Annotated in this window: 14 protein-coding genes; 11 read left to right on the forward strand and 3 right to left on the reverse strand. The window is 68.0% G+C overall.

The window, feature by feature from the left end; all coding sequences use genetic code 11:
- Nucleotides 1–209 precede the first annotated feature (209 nt).
- The 6 genes from AC06FA_RS01615 to AC06FA_RS01640 all read left to right on the forward strand — a co-directional run bounded on the left by AC06FA_RS01615 (nt 210) and on the right by AC06FA_RS01640 (nt 9146).
- Entirely contained in the window at nt 210–1499 is a 1290-nt protein-coding gene (locus tag AC06FA_RS01615; RefSeq protein WP_478066827.1) for a sugar MFS transporter, read from the forward strand.
- A 39-nt stretch (nt 1500–1538) separates the two neighbouring features.
- The gene (locus tag AC06FA_RS01620) at nt 1539–2606 is read left to right on the forward strand and encodes a LacI family DNA-binding transcriptional regulator (RefSeq protein ID WP_312708358.1); all 1068 of its coding nucleotides are present in this window, start codon (nt 1539–1541) and stop codon (nt 2604–2606) included.
- Between the two features lie 7 nt (nt 2607–2613).
- Nucleotides 2614–3642, forward strand: coding sequence for an SIS domain-containing protein (locus tag AC06FA_RS01625; RefSeq protein WP_478066828.1), 1029 nt, complete (start codon nt 2614–2616; stop codon nt 3640–3642).
- Nucleotides 3642–4805, forward strand: a complete 1164-nt coding sequence (gene nagA, locus AC06FA_RS01630; protein ID WP_478066829.1) for an N-acetylglucosamine-6-phosphate deacetylase — start codon at nt 3642–3644, stop codon at nt 4803–4805. The genes AC06FA_RS01625 and nagA overlap by 1 nt, the downstream gene beginning before the upstream one ends.
- Nucleotides 4805–5872: an acyltransferase family protein gene (locus AC06FA_RS01635; protein WP_478066855.1), complete on the forward strand. Its 1068-nt coding sequence runs from the start codon at nt 4805–4807 to the stop codon at nt 5870–5872. Before nagA ends, AC06FA_RS01635 begins: the two co-directional genes overlap by 1 nt.
- A gap of 190 nt (nt 5873–6062) precedes the next feature.
- A complete protein-coding gene (locus tag AC06FA_RS01640; protein WP_478066830.1) occupies nt 6063–9146 on the forward strand; it encodes an autotransporter family protein in 3084 nt (1027 codons plus the stop codon).
- Nucleotides 9147–9321: 175 nt separating this feature from the next.
- Here AC06FA_RS01640 and AC06FA_RS01645 read toward each other — a convergent pair whose 3' ends face one another.
- Nucleotides 9322–9717 carry a hypothetical protein gene (locus tag AC06FA_RS01645; protein WP_478066831.1) on the reverse strand — a complete coding sequence of 132 codons (396 nt, stop codon included), beginning with the start codon at nt 9715–9717 and terminating at the stop codon, nt 9322–9324.
- 371 nt (nt 9718–10088) lie between these two features.
- On the opposite strand from AC06FA_RS01645, the gene AC06FA_RS01650 reads away from it, so the two are divergent.
- The 4 genes from AC06FA_RS01650 to AC06FA_RS01665 all read left to right on the forward strand — a co-directional run bounded on the left by AC06FA_RS01650 (nt 10089) and on the right by AC06FA_RS01665 (nt 12222).
- Nucleotides 10089–11123, forward strand: a complete 1035-nt coding sequence (locus AC06FA_RS01650; protein ID WP_478066832.1) for a S41 family peptidase — start codon at nt 10089–10091, stop codon at nt 11121–11123.
- Between the two features lie 3 nt (nt 11124–11126).
- The gene (locus tag AC06FA_RS01655; RefSeq protein ID WP_108762893.1) at nt 11127–11462 is read left to right on the forward strand and encodes a hypothetical protein; all 336 of its coding nucleotides are present in this window, start codon (nt 11127–11129) and stop codon (nt 11460–11462) included.
- 50 nt (nt 11463–11512) lie between these two features.
- Nucleotides 11513–11947 (forward strand): SseB family protein, encoded by a 435-nt coding sequence (locus AC06FA_RS01660; RefSeq protein WP_478066834.1) that lies wholly within the window; start codon nt 11513–11515, stop codon nt 11945–11947.
- An 80-nt stretch (nt 11948–12027) separates the two neighbouring features.
- Nucleotides 12028–12222 (forward strand): hypothetical protein, encoded by a 195-nt coding sequence (locus tag AC06FA_RS01665; protein WP_478066835.1) that lies wholly within the window; start codon nt 12028–12030, stop codon nt 12220–12222.
- 48 nt (nt 12223–12270) lie between these two features.
- On the opposite strand, the gene AC06FA_RS01670 is transcribed toward AC06FA_RS01665, so the two are convergent.
- Nucleotides 12271–13491 (reverse strand): multifunctional CCA addition/repair protein, encoded by a 1221-nt coding sequence (locus AC06FA_RS01670; RefSeq protein ID WP_478066836.1) that lies wholly within the window; start codon nt 13489–13491, stop codon nt 12271–12273.
- Nucleotides 13492–13701: 210 nt separating this feature from the next.
- The gene (locus tag AC06FA_RS01675) at nt 13702–15675 is read right to left on the reverse strand and encodes a transglycosylase SLT domain-containing protein (protein WP_478066837.1); all 1974 of its coding nucleotides are present in this window, start codon (nt 15673–15675) and stop codon (nt 13702–13704) included.
- 164 nt (nt 15676–15839) lie between these two features.
- Here AC06FA_RS01675 and AC06FA_RS01680 point away from each other — a divergent pair, with 164 nt between their 5' ends.
- Nucleotides 15840–16247, forward strand: coding sequence for an ExbD/TolR family protein (locus tag AC06FA_RS01680; protein ID WP_478066838.1), 408 nt, complete (start codon nt 15840–15842; stop codon nt 16245–16247).
- The last annotated feature ends 241 nt before the right edge of the window (nt 16248–16488 follow it).

The following is a 16488-nucleotide window of genomic DNA, read 5'->3' on the forward strand; positions in this document are numbered from 1 at the left end:
CCCCGCGCGCCCTTGCGCCACAAGCGTCAAGGCCTGGCGCGCATTCAGCGGTATTGCCCGTCCTGTCATCCCGCAGCGCAGCACCCTGCACACGGGGTGCAGATTGGAAGTTGACAAACCGGCGCCGTCCATCGAAAGAATGTGACAACGTTGTTCCCAGCCACTCTCCGACGCCGTGTTCTGCGGCCGTCGCCGCAGGAGCCTTCCTGATGTCCGCCGTCCCCGCTGCAAGCGCGCGCCCGAACGTGGCCACCTCCATCGCCATCGTCGGCGTGTTGTTCTTCCTGATCGGCTTCTTCACCTGGCTCAACGGCCCGTTGATCACCTTCGTCAAGCTCGCCTTCGAGCTCAGCGAGGTCGGCGCCTTCCTGGTGCTGATGGTGTTCTACCTGTCCTACTTCTTCCTGGCGCTGCCGTCGTCGTGGATCCTGCGCCGCACCGGCATGAAGAAGGGGCTGAGCCTGAGCCTGCTGGTGATGGCTGGTGGCGCGGCGCTGTTCGGCGAGTTCGCCACCCAGCGCTGGTATCCCGGTGCGCTGGGCGGCCTGTTCGTGATCGGCAGTGGCTTGGCCCTGCTGCAGACGGCCATCAACCCGTACATCTCGATCCTGGGGCCGATTGAAACGGCGGCGCGGCGCATCGCGCTGATGGGCATCTGCAACAAGATCGCCGGCATCCTGGCGCCCATCCTGATCGGCACGGTGGTGCTGCATGGCATTGGCGATCTGGACGCGCAGGTGCAGGCGGCCGATGCCGCGACCAAGGCCGTACTGCTGAACCAGTTCGCCGCCAAGATCCACGCCCCGTACCTGGCCATGGCCGGCTTGCTGGTGGTGCTGGCGGTGGCGGTGCTGTTCTCGCCGCTGCCGGAAATCAAATCCTCCGAAGCCAATGCCACGCCGGTGGCTGCCGGTGCGGTCGAGCGCCGCAGCATCTTCCAGTTCCCGCACCTGTGGCTGGGCGTGCTGTGCCTGTTCGTGTACGTGGGCGTGGAAGTGATGGCCGGTGATGCCATCGGCACCTACGGCCACGGCTTCAACCTGCCGCTGGACCAGACCAAGATGTTCACCGCCTTCACCCTGGGCGCGATGCTGGTCGGCTATGTCGTCGGTCTGCTGGTGATTCCGCGGGTGGTCTCGCAGTCGCGCTACCTGACCCTGTCGGCGGTACTGGGCGTGGTGTTCTGCCTGGGCGCCTGGGCCACCCACAGCTATGTGTCGGTGGCCTTCGTGGCCCTGCTGGGCTTCGCCAACGCGATGATGTGGCCGGCCATCTTCCCGCTGGCCATCCGCGGCTTGGGGCGCTTCACCGAAACCGGTTCGGCCCTGCTGGTGATGGGTATTGCTGGTGGCGCGATCATTCCGCAGCTGTTCGCCCTGCTCAAGCAGCACATCGATTTCCAGCTCACCTTCGTGCTGCTGATGGTGCCCTGCTACCTGTACATCCTGTTCTATTCGGTGGTCGGCCACCGCGTGGGCCTGCCGCAGGACCAGGGCTGATCGGCGATGATGGACGGCAGCCAACCCCAGGAAAAACCGATGCGCAGAGCGACCATCAAGGACGTTGCCGAAAAGGCCAAGGTCTCGCTGAAGACGGTGTCGCGGGTGATCAACAACGAGCCCTCGGTGATGCAGGCCACCCGCGCGCGGGTGCTGCGTGCCATCGCCGAGCTGGACTACGAGCCCGATCCGTCCGCGCGCAACCTGCGCAGCGGCACCACCTTCGTGATCGGGCTGGTGTATGACAACCCCAACCCGTACCACATCATCGGCGTGCAGAACGGTGTGCTGGCCGCCTGCCGCGAAACCGGCTTCGGCCTGCAGATCCACCCCTGTGATTCCAGCTCGCCGCTGCTGGCCGACGAACTGGCCGACTGGGTGCAGCGTTCGCGGCTGGCCGGGCTGGTGCTGACCGCCCCCATGTCCGAGCGCCGCGACCTGATCCAGGCGCTGACCGCGCGCGGCATCAAGCTGGTGCGCATCATTGCCGCCACCGAAGACCCGGCCGACGGCGCGTGCGTGTTCGTGGACGACCGCGAAGCCGCCTACGAGATCACCGAACACCTGATCCAGCTCGGCCACCAGCGCATCGGCTTCCTCTGGGGTGGCACTTCGCACCGTTCCTCCGGCGAACGTTACGCCGGTTACGAGGCGGCGCTGAAGGACTACGGCATGACCGTGGACAAGCACCTGGTGGTGCAGGGCGATTACACCTTCGACGACGGTTTCCGTGGTGCGCGCCGCCTGCTGGCGCTGCGCGAACCGCCTACCGCCATCTTCGGTTCCAACGATGAAATCGCCGCCGGCGTGCTGGCTGCGGCCAAGTCGGCCGGCATGAGCGTGCCCTACGATCTGTCCATCGCCGGTTTCGAGGACAGCCCGTTCTCGCGCCAGTCGTGGCCGCCGCTGACCACCGCCAAGCAGGCCACCGAAGACATCGCCCGCCATGCCGCCCGCCTGCTGATCGGCCAGCTGCGCAGCGATGCCTACGATGAAGCGCCCGCACCGCTGCACAACCAGGGCTTCGTGCCGCAGCTGGTGGTGCGCGGTTCCACCGCGCCGATGCGCCCGTCCGGTGCCCGTCCCCTTCCTTCCGAACCCGCCTGAGTCCGCCATGTCGCTGTCAGACCCCACCGCCACCCTGATGTTTGCCGAAGCCGCCGAAGCGGCCGATGTGGTCGCACGCCAGTTCGCCCGCAACCACGCCACCATGGAAACCCTGGCCGCCAGCCTGCACGCGGCGCCGCCGCCGTTCGTGGTGACCTGCGCGCGTGGCAGTTCCGACCATGCCGCGACCTACGGCAAGTACCTGCTGGAAACCCAGCTGGGCCTGGTGGTGGCGTCGGCCTCGCCGTCGGTGGGTTCGGTCTATGCCGCACCGCTGCAGCTGCGCGGTGCGTTGTTCATCGTCATTTCGCAGTCGGGCAAGAGCCCGGACCTGCTGCGCAATGCCGAGGCCGCCAAGGCCGCCGGCGCACGCGTGGTCGCGCTGGTGAACGTGGAAGATTCGCCGCTGGCGCAGCTGGCCGACACGGTCATTCCGCTGCACGCCGGTGCTGAAAAGAGCGTGGCGGCGACCAAGAGCTACCTGGCGTCGCTGGCCGCGCTGCTGCAGCTGGCCGCGTACTGGAAGCAGGACAGCGCGCTGCGCAATGCCCTGGACCTGCTGCCCGATGCGCTGCGCGAGGCATGGCAATGCGACTGGACGGCCCTGACCGAGGGCCTGGTGGATGCGCACAACCTGTTCGTGCTGGGCCGCGGCCTGGGCCTGGGTGCCGCGCAGGAAGCAGCGCTGAAGTTCAAGGAAACCTGCAGCCTGCACGCCGAAGCCTACAGTTCGGCCGAAGTGAAGCATGGCCCGATGGCGCTGGTCGACCGCGGCTTCCCGGTGCTGGCGTTTGCCCAGCCGGATGAAACCGGCGCCGGTACCCGCGCCGTCGTGGATGAGTTCAGCGCACGCGGTGCCCAGGTGTGGCTGGCCGGTGCCGGTGGCAACCTGCCGGTGGCCGCTGCACCGCACCCGCTGTGCGCGCCGCTGCTGACGGTGCAGAGCTTCTACCGCGCGATCAATGCGCTGGCCCTGCGCCGTGGCTTCAACCCGGACCTGCCGCCGCATCTGAACAAGGTTACGGAGACGGTGTGATGGCGGTTGCCCCGCACAAACAGGTGCTGCGCAACGCGCGCATCCTGACCGGTGATGATTTCCGCGACGACCTGGCCGTGGTGATCGAAGACGGACGGATCACCGCGTTGCTGCCCGATGCTGCCCCGCAGCTGGGCGCGGCCGGTGAGCAGGTGGACCTGGGCGGTGGCTGGCTGCTGCCTGGCTTCATCGACGTACAGGTGAACGGCGGTGGCGGTGCGCTGTTCAACAACACGCCCGACGTGGCCGCGCTGCGCACCATCGCGCAGGCGCATCGGCGCTTCGGCACCACCGCGATGCTGCCCACGCTGATCAGCGACGACGTGACCGTGATGCGCGAGGCCATCGCGGCGATGCGCGATGCCATCGCGCAGGGCGTGCCGGGCGTGATCGGTATCCATCTGGAAGGCCCGTACATCGCCCCGGCGCGCAAGGGCACGCACGATGCCAGCAAGTTCCGCGTGCCCGATGCCGAGGAAATCGCGCTGGCCGCCTCGCTGGACAACGGTGTGACCCTGCTGACCCTGGCCCCCGAACGCGTGCCGCTGGAGTCGATCCGCGCGCTGGTGGAACGCGGGGTGATCGTGGCCGCCGGGCACACGGCCGGCAGCTATGAAGAGATCCGCGCCGGCCTGGATGCCGGCGTGCGCGGCTTCACCCATCTGTACAACGCCATGTCGCCGCTGCAGGGGCGCGAGCCCGGTGCGGTGGGTGCGGCGCTGGAAGATCGTGACAGTTGGATCGGCATCATCGTCGATGGCGTGCACGTGCACCCGGCCAGCCTGCGCGTGGCGCTGGCGGCCAAGCCGCGCGGCCGTCTGCTGCTGGTGACCGACGCCATGCCGCCGGTCGGTGCCGACGACCCCAGCTATGTGCTTTACGGCGAAACCATCACCGCCGTGGATGGCGTGGTGCGCAACGCCGCCGGTGCGCTGGCGGGTTCGGCACTGGACATGGCCACCGCCGTGCGCAACACCGTGCAGCTGCTGGGGCAGCCGCTGGCCGAGGCTGCCCGCATGGCCTCCACCTACCCGGCGCAGTTCCTCAACGTGGATGACCGCCTGGGCCACATCGCCGAGGGCTACCAGGCCGACCTGGTGCTGCTGGACGAGGCGCTGCAGGTGCGCGGCACCTGGATTGCCGGCCACTACGAGGCCGCATGATGGGGGCAGCGGCGTCGGTGCGGCTGGGCTCGATCGATGCCCTGCGTGGCCTGACCGTGGCCGGCATGCTGCTGGTCAACAACCCCGGAGATTGGAGCGCGGTGTTCGCACCATTGCGCCATGCCGAATGGCACGGCTGCACGCCCACCGATCTGGTGTTCCCGTTCTTCCTGTTCCTGGTGGGCGTGTCGATGGCCTTCAGCGTGGCCCCACGCGCGCAGGACACCGCAGCGCGCCCGGCCTTGGCCAAGGGCGTGCTGGAGCGCGCGCTGCGCATCGCCATCGCCGGCGTGCTGCTGCACCTGCTGGTGTGGTGGGCGCTGCATACCCATCACTTCCGCATCTGGGGCGTGCTGCAGCGGATTGCACTGTGTGCGGCACTGGTCGGCGTGCTGGCGGTGTACGCGCGGCCGCGCACGCAACTGGCGCTGCTGCTGGGACTGCTGGTGGGTTACACGCTGCTGTTGTTGGGCAACGGCGATCTGGCGCCGTTCACCAACCCGGCCAGCCGTCTGGACACAGCGTGGTTCGCACCGTGGATCTACCAGTGGCAGCCTGAAACCGGCCTGGGGCACGACCCGGAAGGGTTGCTGAGCACCCTGGGTGCGCTGGCCACCACCGTGCTGGGCCTGCTGGCCGGTGGCCTGCTGCGCGCGGGCCGCGCCGCTGCGCTGGCCGGGGCGGGCGTGGGCTGCGCCGTGCTGGGTCTGGTGCTGGCGATCGCGCTGCCGTTGAACAAGCAACTGTGGACGCCCAGCTATGTGCTGTGGACGGGCGGCCTGGCCGCGGTGGCGCTGTGGCTGGGCCACGTGCTGATTGACCGGCGTGGTTGGCCTGCGCTGGGGCGACGCTTCGGGGTGAACGCGATCACGGCCTACCTGGGCGCTTCGGTGATGTCGGTGCTGTTGCTGGCCAGCGGGGCGTGGGGCTGGGTGTGGCAGCAGCTGTCCATGGCGATGCCGGGCGGGCTGGCGTTGGCGTCGCTGCTGCAGGCGGCCGCGTTTGTGGCGCTGTGGTGGGGCGTGGTGTATTGGCTGGACCGGCGTCGCATTTATCTGAAGATTTGAGCGGGGTGGGGTTGGCGGGTGCGGCATCCACGCATGGCGTGGATCTAGGGGTGCCGTCCGGCGAAGGTCACACTTGTTGCGTGATGGAATCTTCACTTCCATGCCCGCAGGCTTCTTTTAGGGTAGGCCCGCCCGTTTCTTGAGCAGTGCCGTACATCGCAGTTCCTGACCCCCGTTCCAGGAGTGCTGTATGTCCCGTTCAGATCCTTGCCGTGTGCGTCGTTCGCCTTTGTTTCTGGCGTCGGCCCTGGCACTGGCAGCGCCACAGGCCTGGGCGGGCTGTGACATCACCACGCCTGCCAGCGGCCAGACGGTCACCTGCACCGCAGAGGCACCCAATCCCAACGAGGTGCTGATCCGGGTGGGGGTTGGGGTCAGCAACGTGACCATCAACCTGCTGCCTGGCGCCATCCAACGCAAGAGCGGCGACAACGGCATCTACTTCGACCCCGGCAGCAGCGGTACGGTGAACAACGCCGGCACCATCGAGGCGCTCAGCGGGCCCTTTGCCGGCGTCAATACCGGCAGCGTGGCAACGCTCAACAACACGGCCAGCGGCATCATCCGGTCGGTGACCAACCGCGCTGTATACATGCGGGCCGGCAGCAGTGTGGTCAACGATGGCCTGATCCAGAGCGGAATGGACTTTGGCATCTACTTCCATGGCGCAGGCGACAGCAGCGTGGTCAACCGGGGCACGATCAGCGCGCCACAGGGAGGTATTTCATTTGGCGATGGCAACGATCGTCTGGACATGCAGGCAGGGCAGGTGGGGTTCGTCCGCCAGCAGGCGGGCAATGATGTACTGCTGCTCAGCGGCGGCACCCTCGATGCCGTTGATCAGGGTGATGGCGAGGATCAGATGAGGGTGAGCGGTGGCACCGTCACCGGCCTGGTCGTGCAGGGCAGTGGCGCGGACGACTTCGTCATGACCGATGGCAGCATCGGTGCGCTGCAGCAGGGCGACAACATCGATACCTTCCGCATGAGCGGTGGCCGCATCGTTGGTGCATTCGAGGACGGCGACCAGGCCTGGATGACCGGCGGCCGCATCGGCCGGGTCAACATGAAACTGGACAGCAATCTGTTCGACATGTCCGGCGGCACCGTGGACGGCAATGTGGTGACCGGGTTCGACACCGACACCGTCATCATTTCCGGCACGGCCTATATCGGCGGCAACATCAGCGTGAGCGGTGGCGCCGACAGCGTGACCCTCACCGACGGCACGGTGCGCGGGCAGATCCTGCTCAGTACCGGCAACGACACCTTCACCTGGAACGGCGGTGGCATCGTCTACGGCGCCATCGATGCTGGTCCCGACAATGACGTGGCCACGCTGGCCAACCTCAACCAGGGCAACCTGGGCGCGGTGCCGCTGTTCGACGGCGGCAGTGGCAACGACCGGCTTGCGCTCAGCAACGTCAAGATGACCGGCGTGGGCCGCCTGCAGAACTGGGAAACCGTTAGCCTGGCCCGCAGCACCGAGCTGACCTTCGATGGCGACCTGCGGCTGGGCGACAGTGCAACCGGCACCGGCACGCTCAGCTTGGATGACACCAGCACGCTGTACGCGGGCAGCGGTTCAAATGCGGTGCGCCCGTTCACTGCCGGCGCGCTGGTGAACGTGGTCAACGCTGGGCGTATCGACCTGACCGGCGTAGGCGCCGGTGATGTATTCACGATCCGCGGCAACTACCGGGGCGAGGGGGGCGGGCTGTACCTGCGCACCGTGCTGGGCGCGGACGATTCCGTTACGGACCGCCTGGTGATCGACGGCGGTGCGGCCAGCGGAACCACCGGCATCGGCGTGCTCAATGCAGGCGGTGGCGGCGCGGCCACGCTGGCCGACGGCATCCTGGTGGTGCAGGCGCTGAACGGCGCGACCACCGCGCCCGGTGCGTTCTCACTGTTTGCCCCGGTATCGGCAGGGGCCTACGAGTATTTCCTGTTCAAGGGTGGGGTGAGTGCGGGCAGCGGTGAGAACTGGTACCTGCGCTCGACCCTGGTTTCCGGCCCGGTGGCGGCGCCTACCGGGTCCGGCATGAGCGCCGAGCCACCACCGCCCACGCCCCCCGTGGCGCCGCCCCCCGCGATTGCAGCGGCGCCACCACCGCCGCCCGAAGGGGCGCTGGACCCGGACCTGACCGCTGCCGAGACCGCGCCACCGGCGCCGCCGCCGCCCCCGGCCGACGTTGCCCCGCCCAGCGACCCGCCGGTGCCCGACGTGCCGGTGGCCGGTGGCGTACTGCCGGGTCTGGGCGCACCGCCCAGCGTTGGTGCGCGGCCCGCGCAGGGCGAGGTGGTGCCGCTGTACCGCCTGGAAACCGCCACGTATGCGGTGGCGCCGCCGCTGCTGCGCGAGGCCTCGCTGGCCAGCCTGGGCACCTTCCACGAACGCCAGGGCGAGCAGCGCCTGCTGTACAACAGAGGTGCCCTGCGTACCGCCTGGGGCCGGCTGGTTGGGCAGAGCAGTGAGATTCACTGGAAGGGCGCTGCCCAGCCCGGCTTCGACGGCGACCTGATGGGCGTGCAGGCCGGCCTGGATGTGTGGGCCGCCGCCGGGGATGCACACCGCAACCAGATCGGCGTGTTCGTCGGCCGCACCCGCGCCGAGGGCCGCGTGACCGGCCTGGCCCTGGGCTGGGAGAACGTGCAGGTCGGCCAGAGCCGCCTGGACGACAAACATGTGGGCCTGTACTGGACACTGACCGGAAGCGAGGGCGGTTATCTGGACGCGGTGGCGATGCAGAGCCGCTACGACGGCCGCCTGCGCTCATCGCGGGGGCTGGGCATCAACGTGCGCGGTGACGGCACCACGCTTTCACTGGAAGCCGGCAGGCCCGTACTGCAGTTCGGGCAATCGGCCTGGTGGTTGGAACCGCAGGTACAGGTGATCTGGCAACGCAGTTCGCTGGACGACCAGCGCGACGCGGTGTCTGCCGTGACGTTCGACAGCGACAACGCCTGGACCGGCCGCGTGGGCCTGCGCCTGGCCGGTGACTATCAGTTGGCCGACAATGGCTGGCAGCCGTATTTCAAACTGAATTACTGGCACGGCCGTGCCGGCGAGGACCGCGTGCAGTTCGACACCGACGTGATTACCAGCGCGCAACGCTCACGCGCGCTGGAAGCCGGCGTGGGCGTGGTCGGTCGCTTCAACCGCACGATCAGCGCGTATGCCGTGGCCGACTACACCCGCGAAATAGGCGGCAATCGCAACGAAGAGCGACGCGTGATCGAAGGCAACATCGGCCTGCGCGCAGACTGGTAGCGCCGGGCCCCGCTCTGGTAGGTGTCGACCTTGGTCGACACCCCATGCCCCGTCGGGAAATCCGCCCGACGTCGTGACCCGCTTCGGTAGGTGTCGACCTTGGTCGACACGCCATGACCCCGTAGCGTCGAGCTTGCTCGACGGCTGTTGAAAAGGCAGTCGAGCAAGCTCGACTCTACCGGGCGTTATCGACAACGTCGTGAACCAGCGCGCCGGCATGCCCGGCCAACACCACCACCGCCTGCAGCAACCCTTCTTCCACCTGCGCCGGGCACTGCACCGCCACATCATCCAGCTCACGCGCCGACTGCGCCGCCAGCAGCACACCACCGCAGGCCGACAACGCCGCCAGACAACGCGTAGCCTCGGCCAGTCCGCGCCCGCGTGCATCGCCAGCCTCATGTGCCACGCCGCGTAGCCGCGCGAAGAATGCCGACGGCGGCGCAGCTTCTTCGGCTTCAATCAACGCATCTTCCAGGGCCTCGGCCACGGCATTGGGCAATGCCAGACCGGGCAGGGCATCGCCCAGCAGCGCATGCAGACGGGGATAGGTGGGGTAGAGCGTGGTCATGGCGGCAACCTCACAAGGCAAGGCCACCTGCAACGTGCAAGGTGGCGGGCGGTGCGGGTTGGCGTGCCGGTCAAAATCCAAGCGAAAAAGCCGACGGATCGCGAGGATCCCCACGCACCGCCCACCATGGGCGAGCCGGTGCATTGTCGTAGCTGCCGGTGAGTCGGCAACCCGATCGCTTGAATGTTTGATTCAGGACGCCAATCCCGGCCAACGCTGGATGCGTTGGCAAAGCCACCTTGGCCGCTTCACTGCGGCATGGCCATGAGCAAAGTTGTAAATCGTTCCTCGGTGCAGTAGTGCGAAACACGACACGTCGCGCGACGTGCAAGGGCGTATCCTCGTGTCATCTTCCGACGAAGGACCGTCGCATGCCCATGGGTTTCCGCACCACGATTCTGGCACTGACCGCCGTAATGGCGGCACCTGCCAACGCCATCGAACTGCCCACACGGCAGGCCCAGATCGAGCTGGTGGACCTGCTTGAGCGCGAGGCGCTCTACCGTGATCGCGTGGAGTGGCCGGAGATCCGCGCACGCATGAGTGCAGCGCAGGGCAACCCGGAAAAGATCCGGGATGTGCTGAAGGAAGCCATTGGCCGCAGCTCGGGTGGGCACGGCGCGTGGCTCAGCCCGACGCGGATGCGCCTGGAAGGACAACGCCAGGGGCGGGCCAACAACCCCAGCTCTGCCAGCGCCACGGGTACGGGATCACCGCCCGCACCTGCCGACCTGCCGCCCGTCGATCCGCGCATCGGCTGGGTCGACATCGGCGCGTTCTCCAACGTTCCCGGCCCGGAAGTGCAGCAGAAGATGCAGCAACGCGCCGCGCGCTGGCAGGCGTCCATCGGCGAACAGGACAACGGCGCCCGCTGCGGCTGGATCGTGGATCTGCGCGGCAACACCGGCGGCAACATGTGGCCCATGTTGCTGGGCGTGGCGCCGCTGCTGCGGACGACCGCAGCCGATGACGAGACCGTGGGCGCGTTCGCCACCACCGATGGCCCTTCCGTCTGGCAGTCCACACCGTCGGCCGTGCGCTTGGGCGCGCGCGCGATTGCCGACCTGGGCGAGCCGGGGTATCAACTGAAGCACCCGGCCGCGCCCGTTGCCGTGCTGACCGGGCCGTACACCGCCAGTGCCGGCGAGGCGACGGCATTGGCGTTCCGTGGCCGCCCGCAGACGCGCAGCTTCGGTGAACCCACCCGCGGCGTGTCCACGGCCAACGTGGTTCGGCCGCTGGTCGATGGCAGTTCGCTGGTGCTCACCACCAGCGTGATGCAGGACCGCGACGGTCGCGGCGATGGGCTGAAGATCAAGCCTGACGAGCAGACCCGCGGCGCTGCAGCCACCGTTGCCGCCGCCCAGGCGTGGCTGCTGGCGCAGCCGGCATGCAGCGGAGGCTGAGTGATGCTGCTGATCGGCCAGCAGGAACGGGTGGTGGTGGTCGGCCCGACCGAGGCACACCATTGCCTGCGCTGCCAGACAGAAACCGACTTCGCCCCACAGCTGCGCTACCGCATGGCGCGCATCGATCTGCTGTTCGGCTTCGTCTACCAGCGCCGCTACGAACTGGCCTGCACCGGCTGCGGCCATGGCTGGGTGCTGGACACCGAGACCCTGGACCAGCAGCTGGGCAGGGTGCCGATTCCGTTCCGGCACCGCTTTGGCCTGCCGCTGATGCTGGTAGTGGTGGCCGGGCTGGCGGTGGCGGGGTGGATGTGGCGGCAAGGCTATCTGGCATGAGGCCCCGGCCTGCTAAAGTGCTACCCAGCAATCACGTACCGGAAGCGACCATGGACCACGACACGCCGTTTGAACCCACCAACGACCTGGAGGTCCGCCTGCTGCAGGCACAGGACGGCACGCTGACCCCCGCCCAGTTCCTGGACGGCCTGCTGACCGCGCCAGTGTTCGTGCTGCTGGACAAAGCCATTGGCGAAGATGGTGCCTGGGACGAGAGCATTTCACCGCTGGTGCTGACCAGCGAAAGCGGCGAGCCGATGTTTGCGGTGTTCACCGCGCCGGAACGTGCCGAGCTCTGGCACGAGCAACTGCCGCAGTTCGCCCATGCCATGCCGATTGCCGTGCACGCGCTGCTGTCGGGCATTGGCGAGGGCGTTGGCCTGGTGCTGAACCCCGGCCTGGACGTGGGCATGGAAATGATTCCCGAAGCCGTGGCCCAGCTGAAGGAACGCGCCGCAGCGATTACCCGCGGCATGGCGCACTGAGGCTGATTGCGGATTCATCGGGCCCTTCGCTGCGCTCCCTGCTGCCAGGAATTGCAAGTCGCTGAGGGCCGGCTGTGGCAATGAGATTTCTCAACCGGTCGCTGCTTGCGTACGAGCTTGGAGTACTTGCTGTATTCACGCTGGTTGCAGGCTTCATCACCTGGTTCAGTCCACTTGAAACCCTGCGGTTGGCCGGCGAGCTGTTCCTCTTGATGCAGCCCATCATGCTGGGTGAGCATGCCGTCGATTATTTCTCTCGCAGGCGCCGACACTAGACAGGCGAACGCGGCGCTGCCGGCCACCGGCCGGCACCGTCGCGCATTTCACCGCGCCGCCGCAATCGCCTTCACCCGCGCCCTGGCCAGCGCCTCGCCAATGGCGGGGCCTTTCAGGTGGGTGGTATCCAGATCGCGCGCCTGCACCGACAGCGCGGCCTGGTGCAGGCGCTTGAGCGTTTCGCCCTGCGGGTAATCGCTGTCTTCGAAACCCAGCCGGCCGCGCTTGTCGGCCTCGCAGCACAGCGCGATGCGCGCCACGCGCTCGGGCCGACGCAGGGCATCGCAGCGGCCCAGCAGCTCCAGCACGGTGGCATCGCGCAGTTCGTCGATGCGGTGCACGTTCAAGTGCTCGCGGCAGACTGCCTCAGCCAGCTGCTGGTGCTCGGTGGGAATCTTCAGCCGGGCGCACAGTTCCTTCAACGGAGCGATACCGCGCTGCTCGTGCATGATGTGGCGCGGCCATTCGTCCTGCGGCGTCAAGCCCTTGCCGAGGTCGTGGGTGAGGGCAGCGAAACCGACCAGATCATCGCCCGGTGCCAGGCGTGCGGCCATGTCGCTGACCATTTCCTGGTGGATGCCGGTGTCGACTTCCGGATGGAACTCCGCGCGCTGTGGCACGCCGTACAGCGCTTCCAGTTCGGGCAGGATCGGGCCGAGCGCATGCGCGTCGTGCAGCGTGCGCAGGAACGCGGACGGGCGTTCGTAGACCAGCGCCTTGCGCAGTTCCTGCCAGACGCGTTCGGGCACCAGCGCATCCAGTTCGCCACTGGCGGCGACCTCGCGCATCAGCGCCATGGTTTCGTCGGCGACGGTAAAGCCCAGCGGCGCGAAGCGCGCCATGAAGCGCGCCGCGCGCAGCACGCGCAGCGGGTCTTCCACGAACGCCGGGCCGACGTGCCGCAGCACGCGCTGCTGCAGATCGCGTGCACCGCCGTAGGGGTCGACCAGGTTGCCGGTGTCTTCGTCGCGGGCAATGGCGTTGATGGTGAAATCGCGGCGCTGCAGATCTTCTTCCAGACTGACCGCCGGATCGGCATCGACCACGAAGCCGCGATAGCCGCGGCCGGATTTGCGTTCGGTGCGCGCCAGTGCGTATTCCTCACCCGTCTTAGGATGCAGGAACACCGGGAAATCGCGGCCCACGGCGGTGTAGCCCTGCGCTTCCATCTGCGCGGGGGTGGCGCCGACCACCACCCAGTCACGGTCACCGGCGGGGCGCTGCAGCAGGCGGTCGCGCACGGCGCCGCCGACAAGATAGATCTTCATGGTGAGGATGATCGCATGGCGGGTCGTGGCATCGGGGGCGCGACATAGTGCTTCGTAGAGTCGAGCTTGCTGGACAGGGCAACGTCGTAGCGTCGAGCTTGCTCGACTGCCTGGATTCAGTCGAGCAAGCTCGACTCTACCAACGGCAGTCGAGCAAGCTCGACTCTACCCTTGCCGGTCGAGCATGCCGGGCGGCACCCACTGCGTGGATCAATCCCCGCCCTGCTCGGCATTGGTGGCGCAGGTGAAGGCCTTGCGCTTGTCCACCAGGCGGCCCATCAGGCGGTCGCTGAGCGGCAGGGCATTGCCGTTGAGGCGCCAGTCGTAGATCACGCTGAAGGCCAGCACGCGGGCTACGTATTCGCGCGTTTCCTTGTAGCTGATGGTCTCGATCCACAGGTCCGGGTCGAAGCCCGGGCGTTGGGTCTGCCAGCGCGCGGTCGGGGTCGGCCCGGCGTTGTAGGCGGCGATGGTCACGTAGGGCAGGCCGTCGTACTTGTTCATCAGCTGGCGCAGGTACGCGGTGCCGATGGCGATGTTGGTGTCCGGGTCGTACAGGCTGTCGGCGCCGCCGTAGCCGGTCAGGCCGATCGACTTGGCCACGCTGGCACCGGTGGTGGGCAGCACCTGCATCAGGCCCATGGCATTGGCAGGCGAGCGCGCGCGGGGGGTGAAGGTGCTCTCGGCGCGGATCTCGGCGGCCACCCAGGCCGGGTCGATGGCGTTGCGCGCCGATTCGCGGCGGATGGTGCTGTCGTGGTGCAGCGGGAAGCGCAGGTCGTACAGGCGCTGCTCCTGCGGTTGTTTGCCCAGCGCGAACACGGCGCGGTCGAACCAGCCGTTGTCCTGCGCCACGCGCACGGCCAGCCGGCGCTGGGTGTCATCGAAGCGCGACAGGGCGCTGTTCCATTCGGCCACGGCCCAGCCGGTGCGGTCGATCTGGTACAGCGCCATGGCGCGCTGGATGGCCGGATCGCGGGCCACGGCGGCCTGCGCCTGGGCGCTGTCGTTGGGCTTCCACGGGCACAGCGTGTACGCCTGCTGCAGCTTGTCGGCGGCCAGGAAGCCGTGGAAGGTGGGTGCGCGCGCGGCGTCGCGGAACAGCGGCTGCGCCTGCTGCACCTGCCCGGTCTTTTCCAGCATGCGCCCTTCGAAATAGGCCCAGCGCGAGTCGCTGCGCTGCTTGCTGCCCATCTTGCGGATCGCGGCCAGCGCGGCCGGCCAATCGCCGCGTGACATCGCCTCGCGGGCGCGCCATTCGTGCAGGCGCTCGTCGTAGGCCGATTCGGGCACGGCATTGAGGCGGCGCGCCGAATCGGGCAGGTACGAAGCCACGGTCCACAGTGCGATCTGGTAGCGCACCTTGCCTTGCTGCTCGGCGCTCAGGCCCAGTGCCTGCGCGTACTGCGGCAGTTGCTGTTCGGTGGCGCCGGGGTCGGCCTTGGCCAGCTTCTCCAGACCGTCGGTGGCGATGCGGCGGCTGCGTTCGGTACGCGGCCAGTTCAGGGCGCTGGCGTTGGGGCGGTCGACAAAGGCGGCGTAGCTGTTGGCCTGGGCCAGCTCGGCGGCCGGCAGACCACGCGCGGCGCTGCGCATCACGGCCGGCTGCTGCGCATCGGCGGCCGCATCGATGCGTTCCCAGCGCAGGGCATCGCTCATGCCGCCCTGGGCCTGCAGCACGGCGAACACGGCATCGCAGGCATCGGGCAGCGACTTGCCGTTCTTGCGCCACAGATCCTGCGCTTCGCTGATCCACTGCGGGTCCACCTTGCCAGTGGCCTGGCGGGCGGTCAGCTGCGCGCAGCGCAGGCCCAGGTTCTCGGTCGGTGCCCAGTTGGCCAGCAGGGTGGGCCAGTCCTGGCGGCGGGCCACCGACGGCAGCCACACGCTGCGGAAGCTGTTGGCCACGGCCTGGCCGTCATAGCGCTTCAGGAAGGCCTGCGCCTGGCCGGTGTCCACACTGTCGATGTTGCGCCGCAGCTGGGCGAACTCGACCCAGCCATAGGCCGGGTGGCGGCTGAGCGCGGCCGCCTGCGACGGCGGAAGCTGGCCGCGTTCGGCGGCGTCCAGTGCGGCCTTCAACTGGCCGCTCTGGGCATCAAGGGACTGGGCACTGGCGCAGCCGATCAGCAGCGTGGTGGCCAGCGGGAACAGGATCAGGGCGGTCGAAGAGCGTCGGGTCATGGCCCCAGCATAGCGGGCGATGGCTGAATTCAGTTTCGCGCAGCGTGCACGTGTGGCGCAGGCAAACGGCGGCTGAACGCCCGCGTGCGCAGCACTGCCAGCGCGGGCAATGGGCCGGGTAAGTTCAGCGACAGGGCAACCGGCCCGGCTGCAGGGAGCGGCACATGGCATTCAGTAGCGCAGGACGAAGCGGACCACTGGCTGAGATCAACGTAACGCCACTGGTGGATGTGATGCTGGTGTTGTTGATCATCTTCATCGTGACCGCACCGATCGTGGCGCGGCCGATCGCGGTGGATCTGCCACAGGCCACCGACCGGGTGGTGCAACGCCCGGATCCGCCGCCGCCGATCGAGCTGCGGCTGGATGCGGCCAGCCAGTTGAGCTGGAACGGGCAGCCGATGGCCATGGGTGATCTGCAGCAGCGCCTGCGTGCGCAGGCTGGCGAGCACGCCGGCAACCTGCCGGAGCTGCGGATCAGCAGCGACCCGTCGGCCGAATACGAAGGCATGGCACGCATTCTGGCCGCGGCCGAGGCCACGGGCATGCAGCGGATCGCGTTCGTACGCTAGTCACGCGCCTTTGCGCCGGGGCTCTCCCCCCGGCGCAAGGGGATCGGGCGGCAATTTGACGCGATCAGCACTCAGATTCGTCAAAAACGCGTGAAAGAGTGTTGTTCATCACGTCGTCATTTTTACAGGTTGTTTACAAAGGAGACGCTGCCGCCATGCAGGAGGGAGCGCGGCAGTCACTGTCCCGACATTCCTTTGGAGAGAGAGCGAATGAAGTACCTGCATCACCGCCCCTTGGCGG

The organism is Stenotrophomonas sp. Steno-C17, from assembly GCF_056393165.1.

Coding starts and splice junctions, on each gene's coding strand:
- AC06FA_RS01615 (WP_478066827.1), top strand. CDS start 210: ATGTCCGCCGTCCCCGCTGCAAGCGCGCGCCCGAACGTGGCCACCTCC.
- AC06FA_RS01620 (WP_312708358.1), top strand. CDS start 1,539: ATGCGCAGAGCGACCATCAAGGACGTTGCCGAAAAGGCCAAGGTCTCG.
- AC06FA_RS01625 (WP_478066828.1), top strand. CDS start 2,614: ATGTCGCTGTCAGACCCCACCGCCACCCTGATGTTTGCCGAAGCCGCC.
- nagA (WP_478066829.1), top strand. CDS start 3,642: ATGGCGGTTGCCCCGCACAAACAGGTGCTGCGCAACGCGCGCATCCTG.
- AC06FA_RS01635 (WP_478066855.1), top strand. CDS start 4,805: ATGGGGGCAGCGGCGTCGGTGCGGCTGGGCTCGATCGATGCCCTGCGT.
- AC06FA_RS01640 (WP_478066830.1), top strand. CDS start 6,063: ATGTCCCGTTCAGATCCTTGCCGTGTGCGTCGTTCGCCTTTGTTTCTG.
- AC06FA_RS01645 (WP_478066831.1), bottom strand. CDS start 9,717: ATGACCACGCTCTACCCCACCTATCCCCGTCTGCATGCGCTGCTGGGC.
- AC06FA_RS01650 (WP_478066832.1), top strand. CDS start 10,089: ATGCCCATGGGTTTCCGCACCACGATTCTGGCACTGACCGCCGTAATG.
- AC06FA_RS01655 (WP_108762893.1), top strand. CDS start 11,127: ATGCTGCTGATCGGCCAGCAGGAACGGGTGGTGGTGGTCGGCCCGACC.
- AC06FA_RS01660 (WP_478066834.1), top strand. CDS start 11,513: ATGGACCACGACACGCCGTTTGAACCCACCAACGACCTGGAGGTCCGC.
- AC06FA_RS01665 (WP_478066835.1), top strand. CDS start 12,028: ATGAGATTTCTCAACCGGTCGCTGCTTGCGTACGAGCTTGGAGTACTT.
- AC06FA_RS01670 (WP_478066836.1), bottom strand. CDS start 13,491: ATGAAGATCTATCTTGTCGGCGGCGCCGTGCGCGACCGCCTGCTGCAG.
- AC06FA_RS01675 (WP_478066837.1), bottom strand. CDS start 15,675: ATGACCCGACGCTCTTCGACCGCCCTGATCCTGTTCCCGCTGGCCACC.
- AC06FA_RS01680 (WP_478066838.1), top strand. CDS start 15,840: ATGGCATTCAGTAGCGCAGGACGAAGCGGACCACTGGCTGAGATCAAC.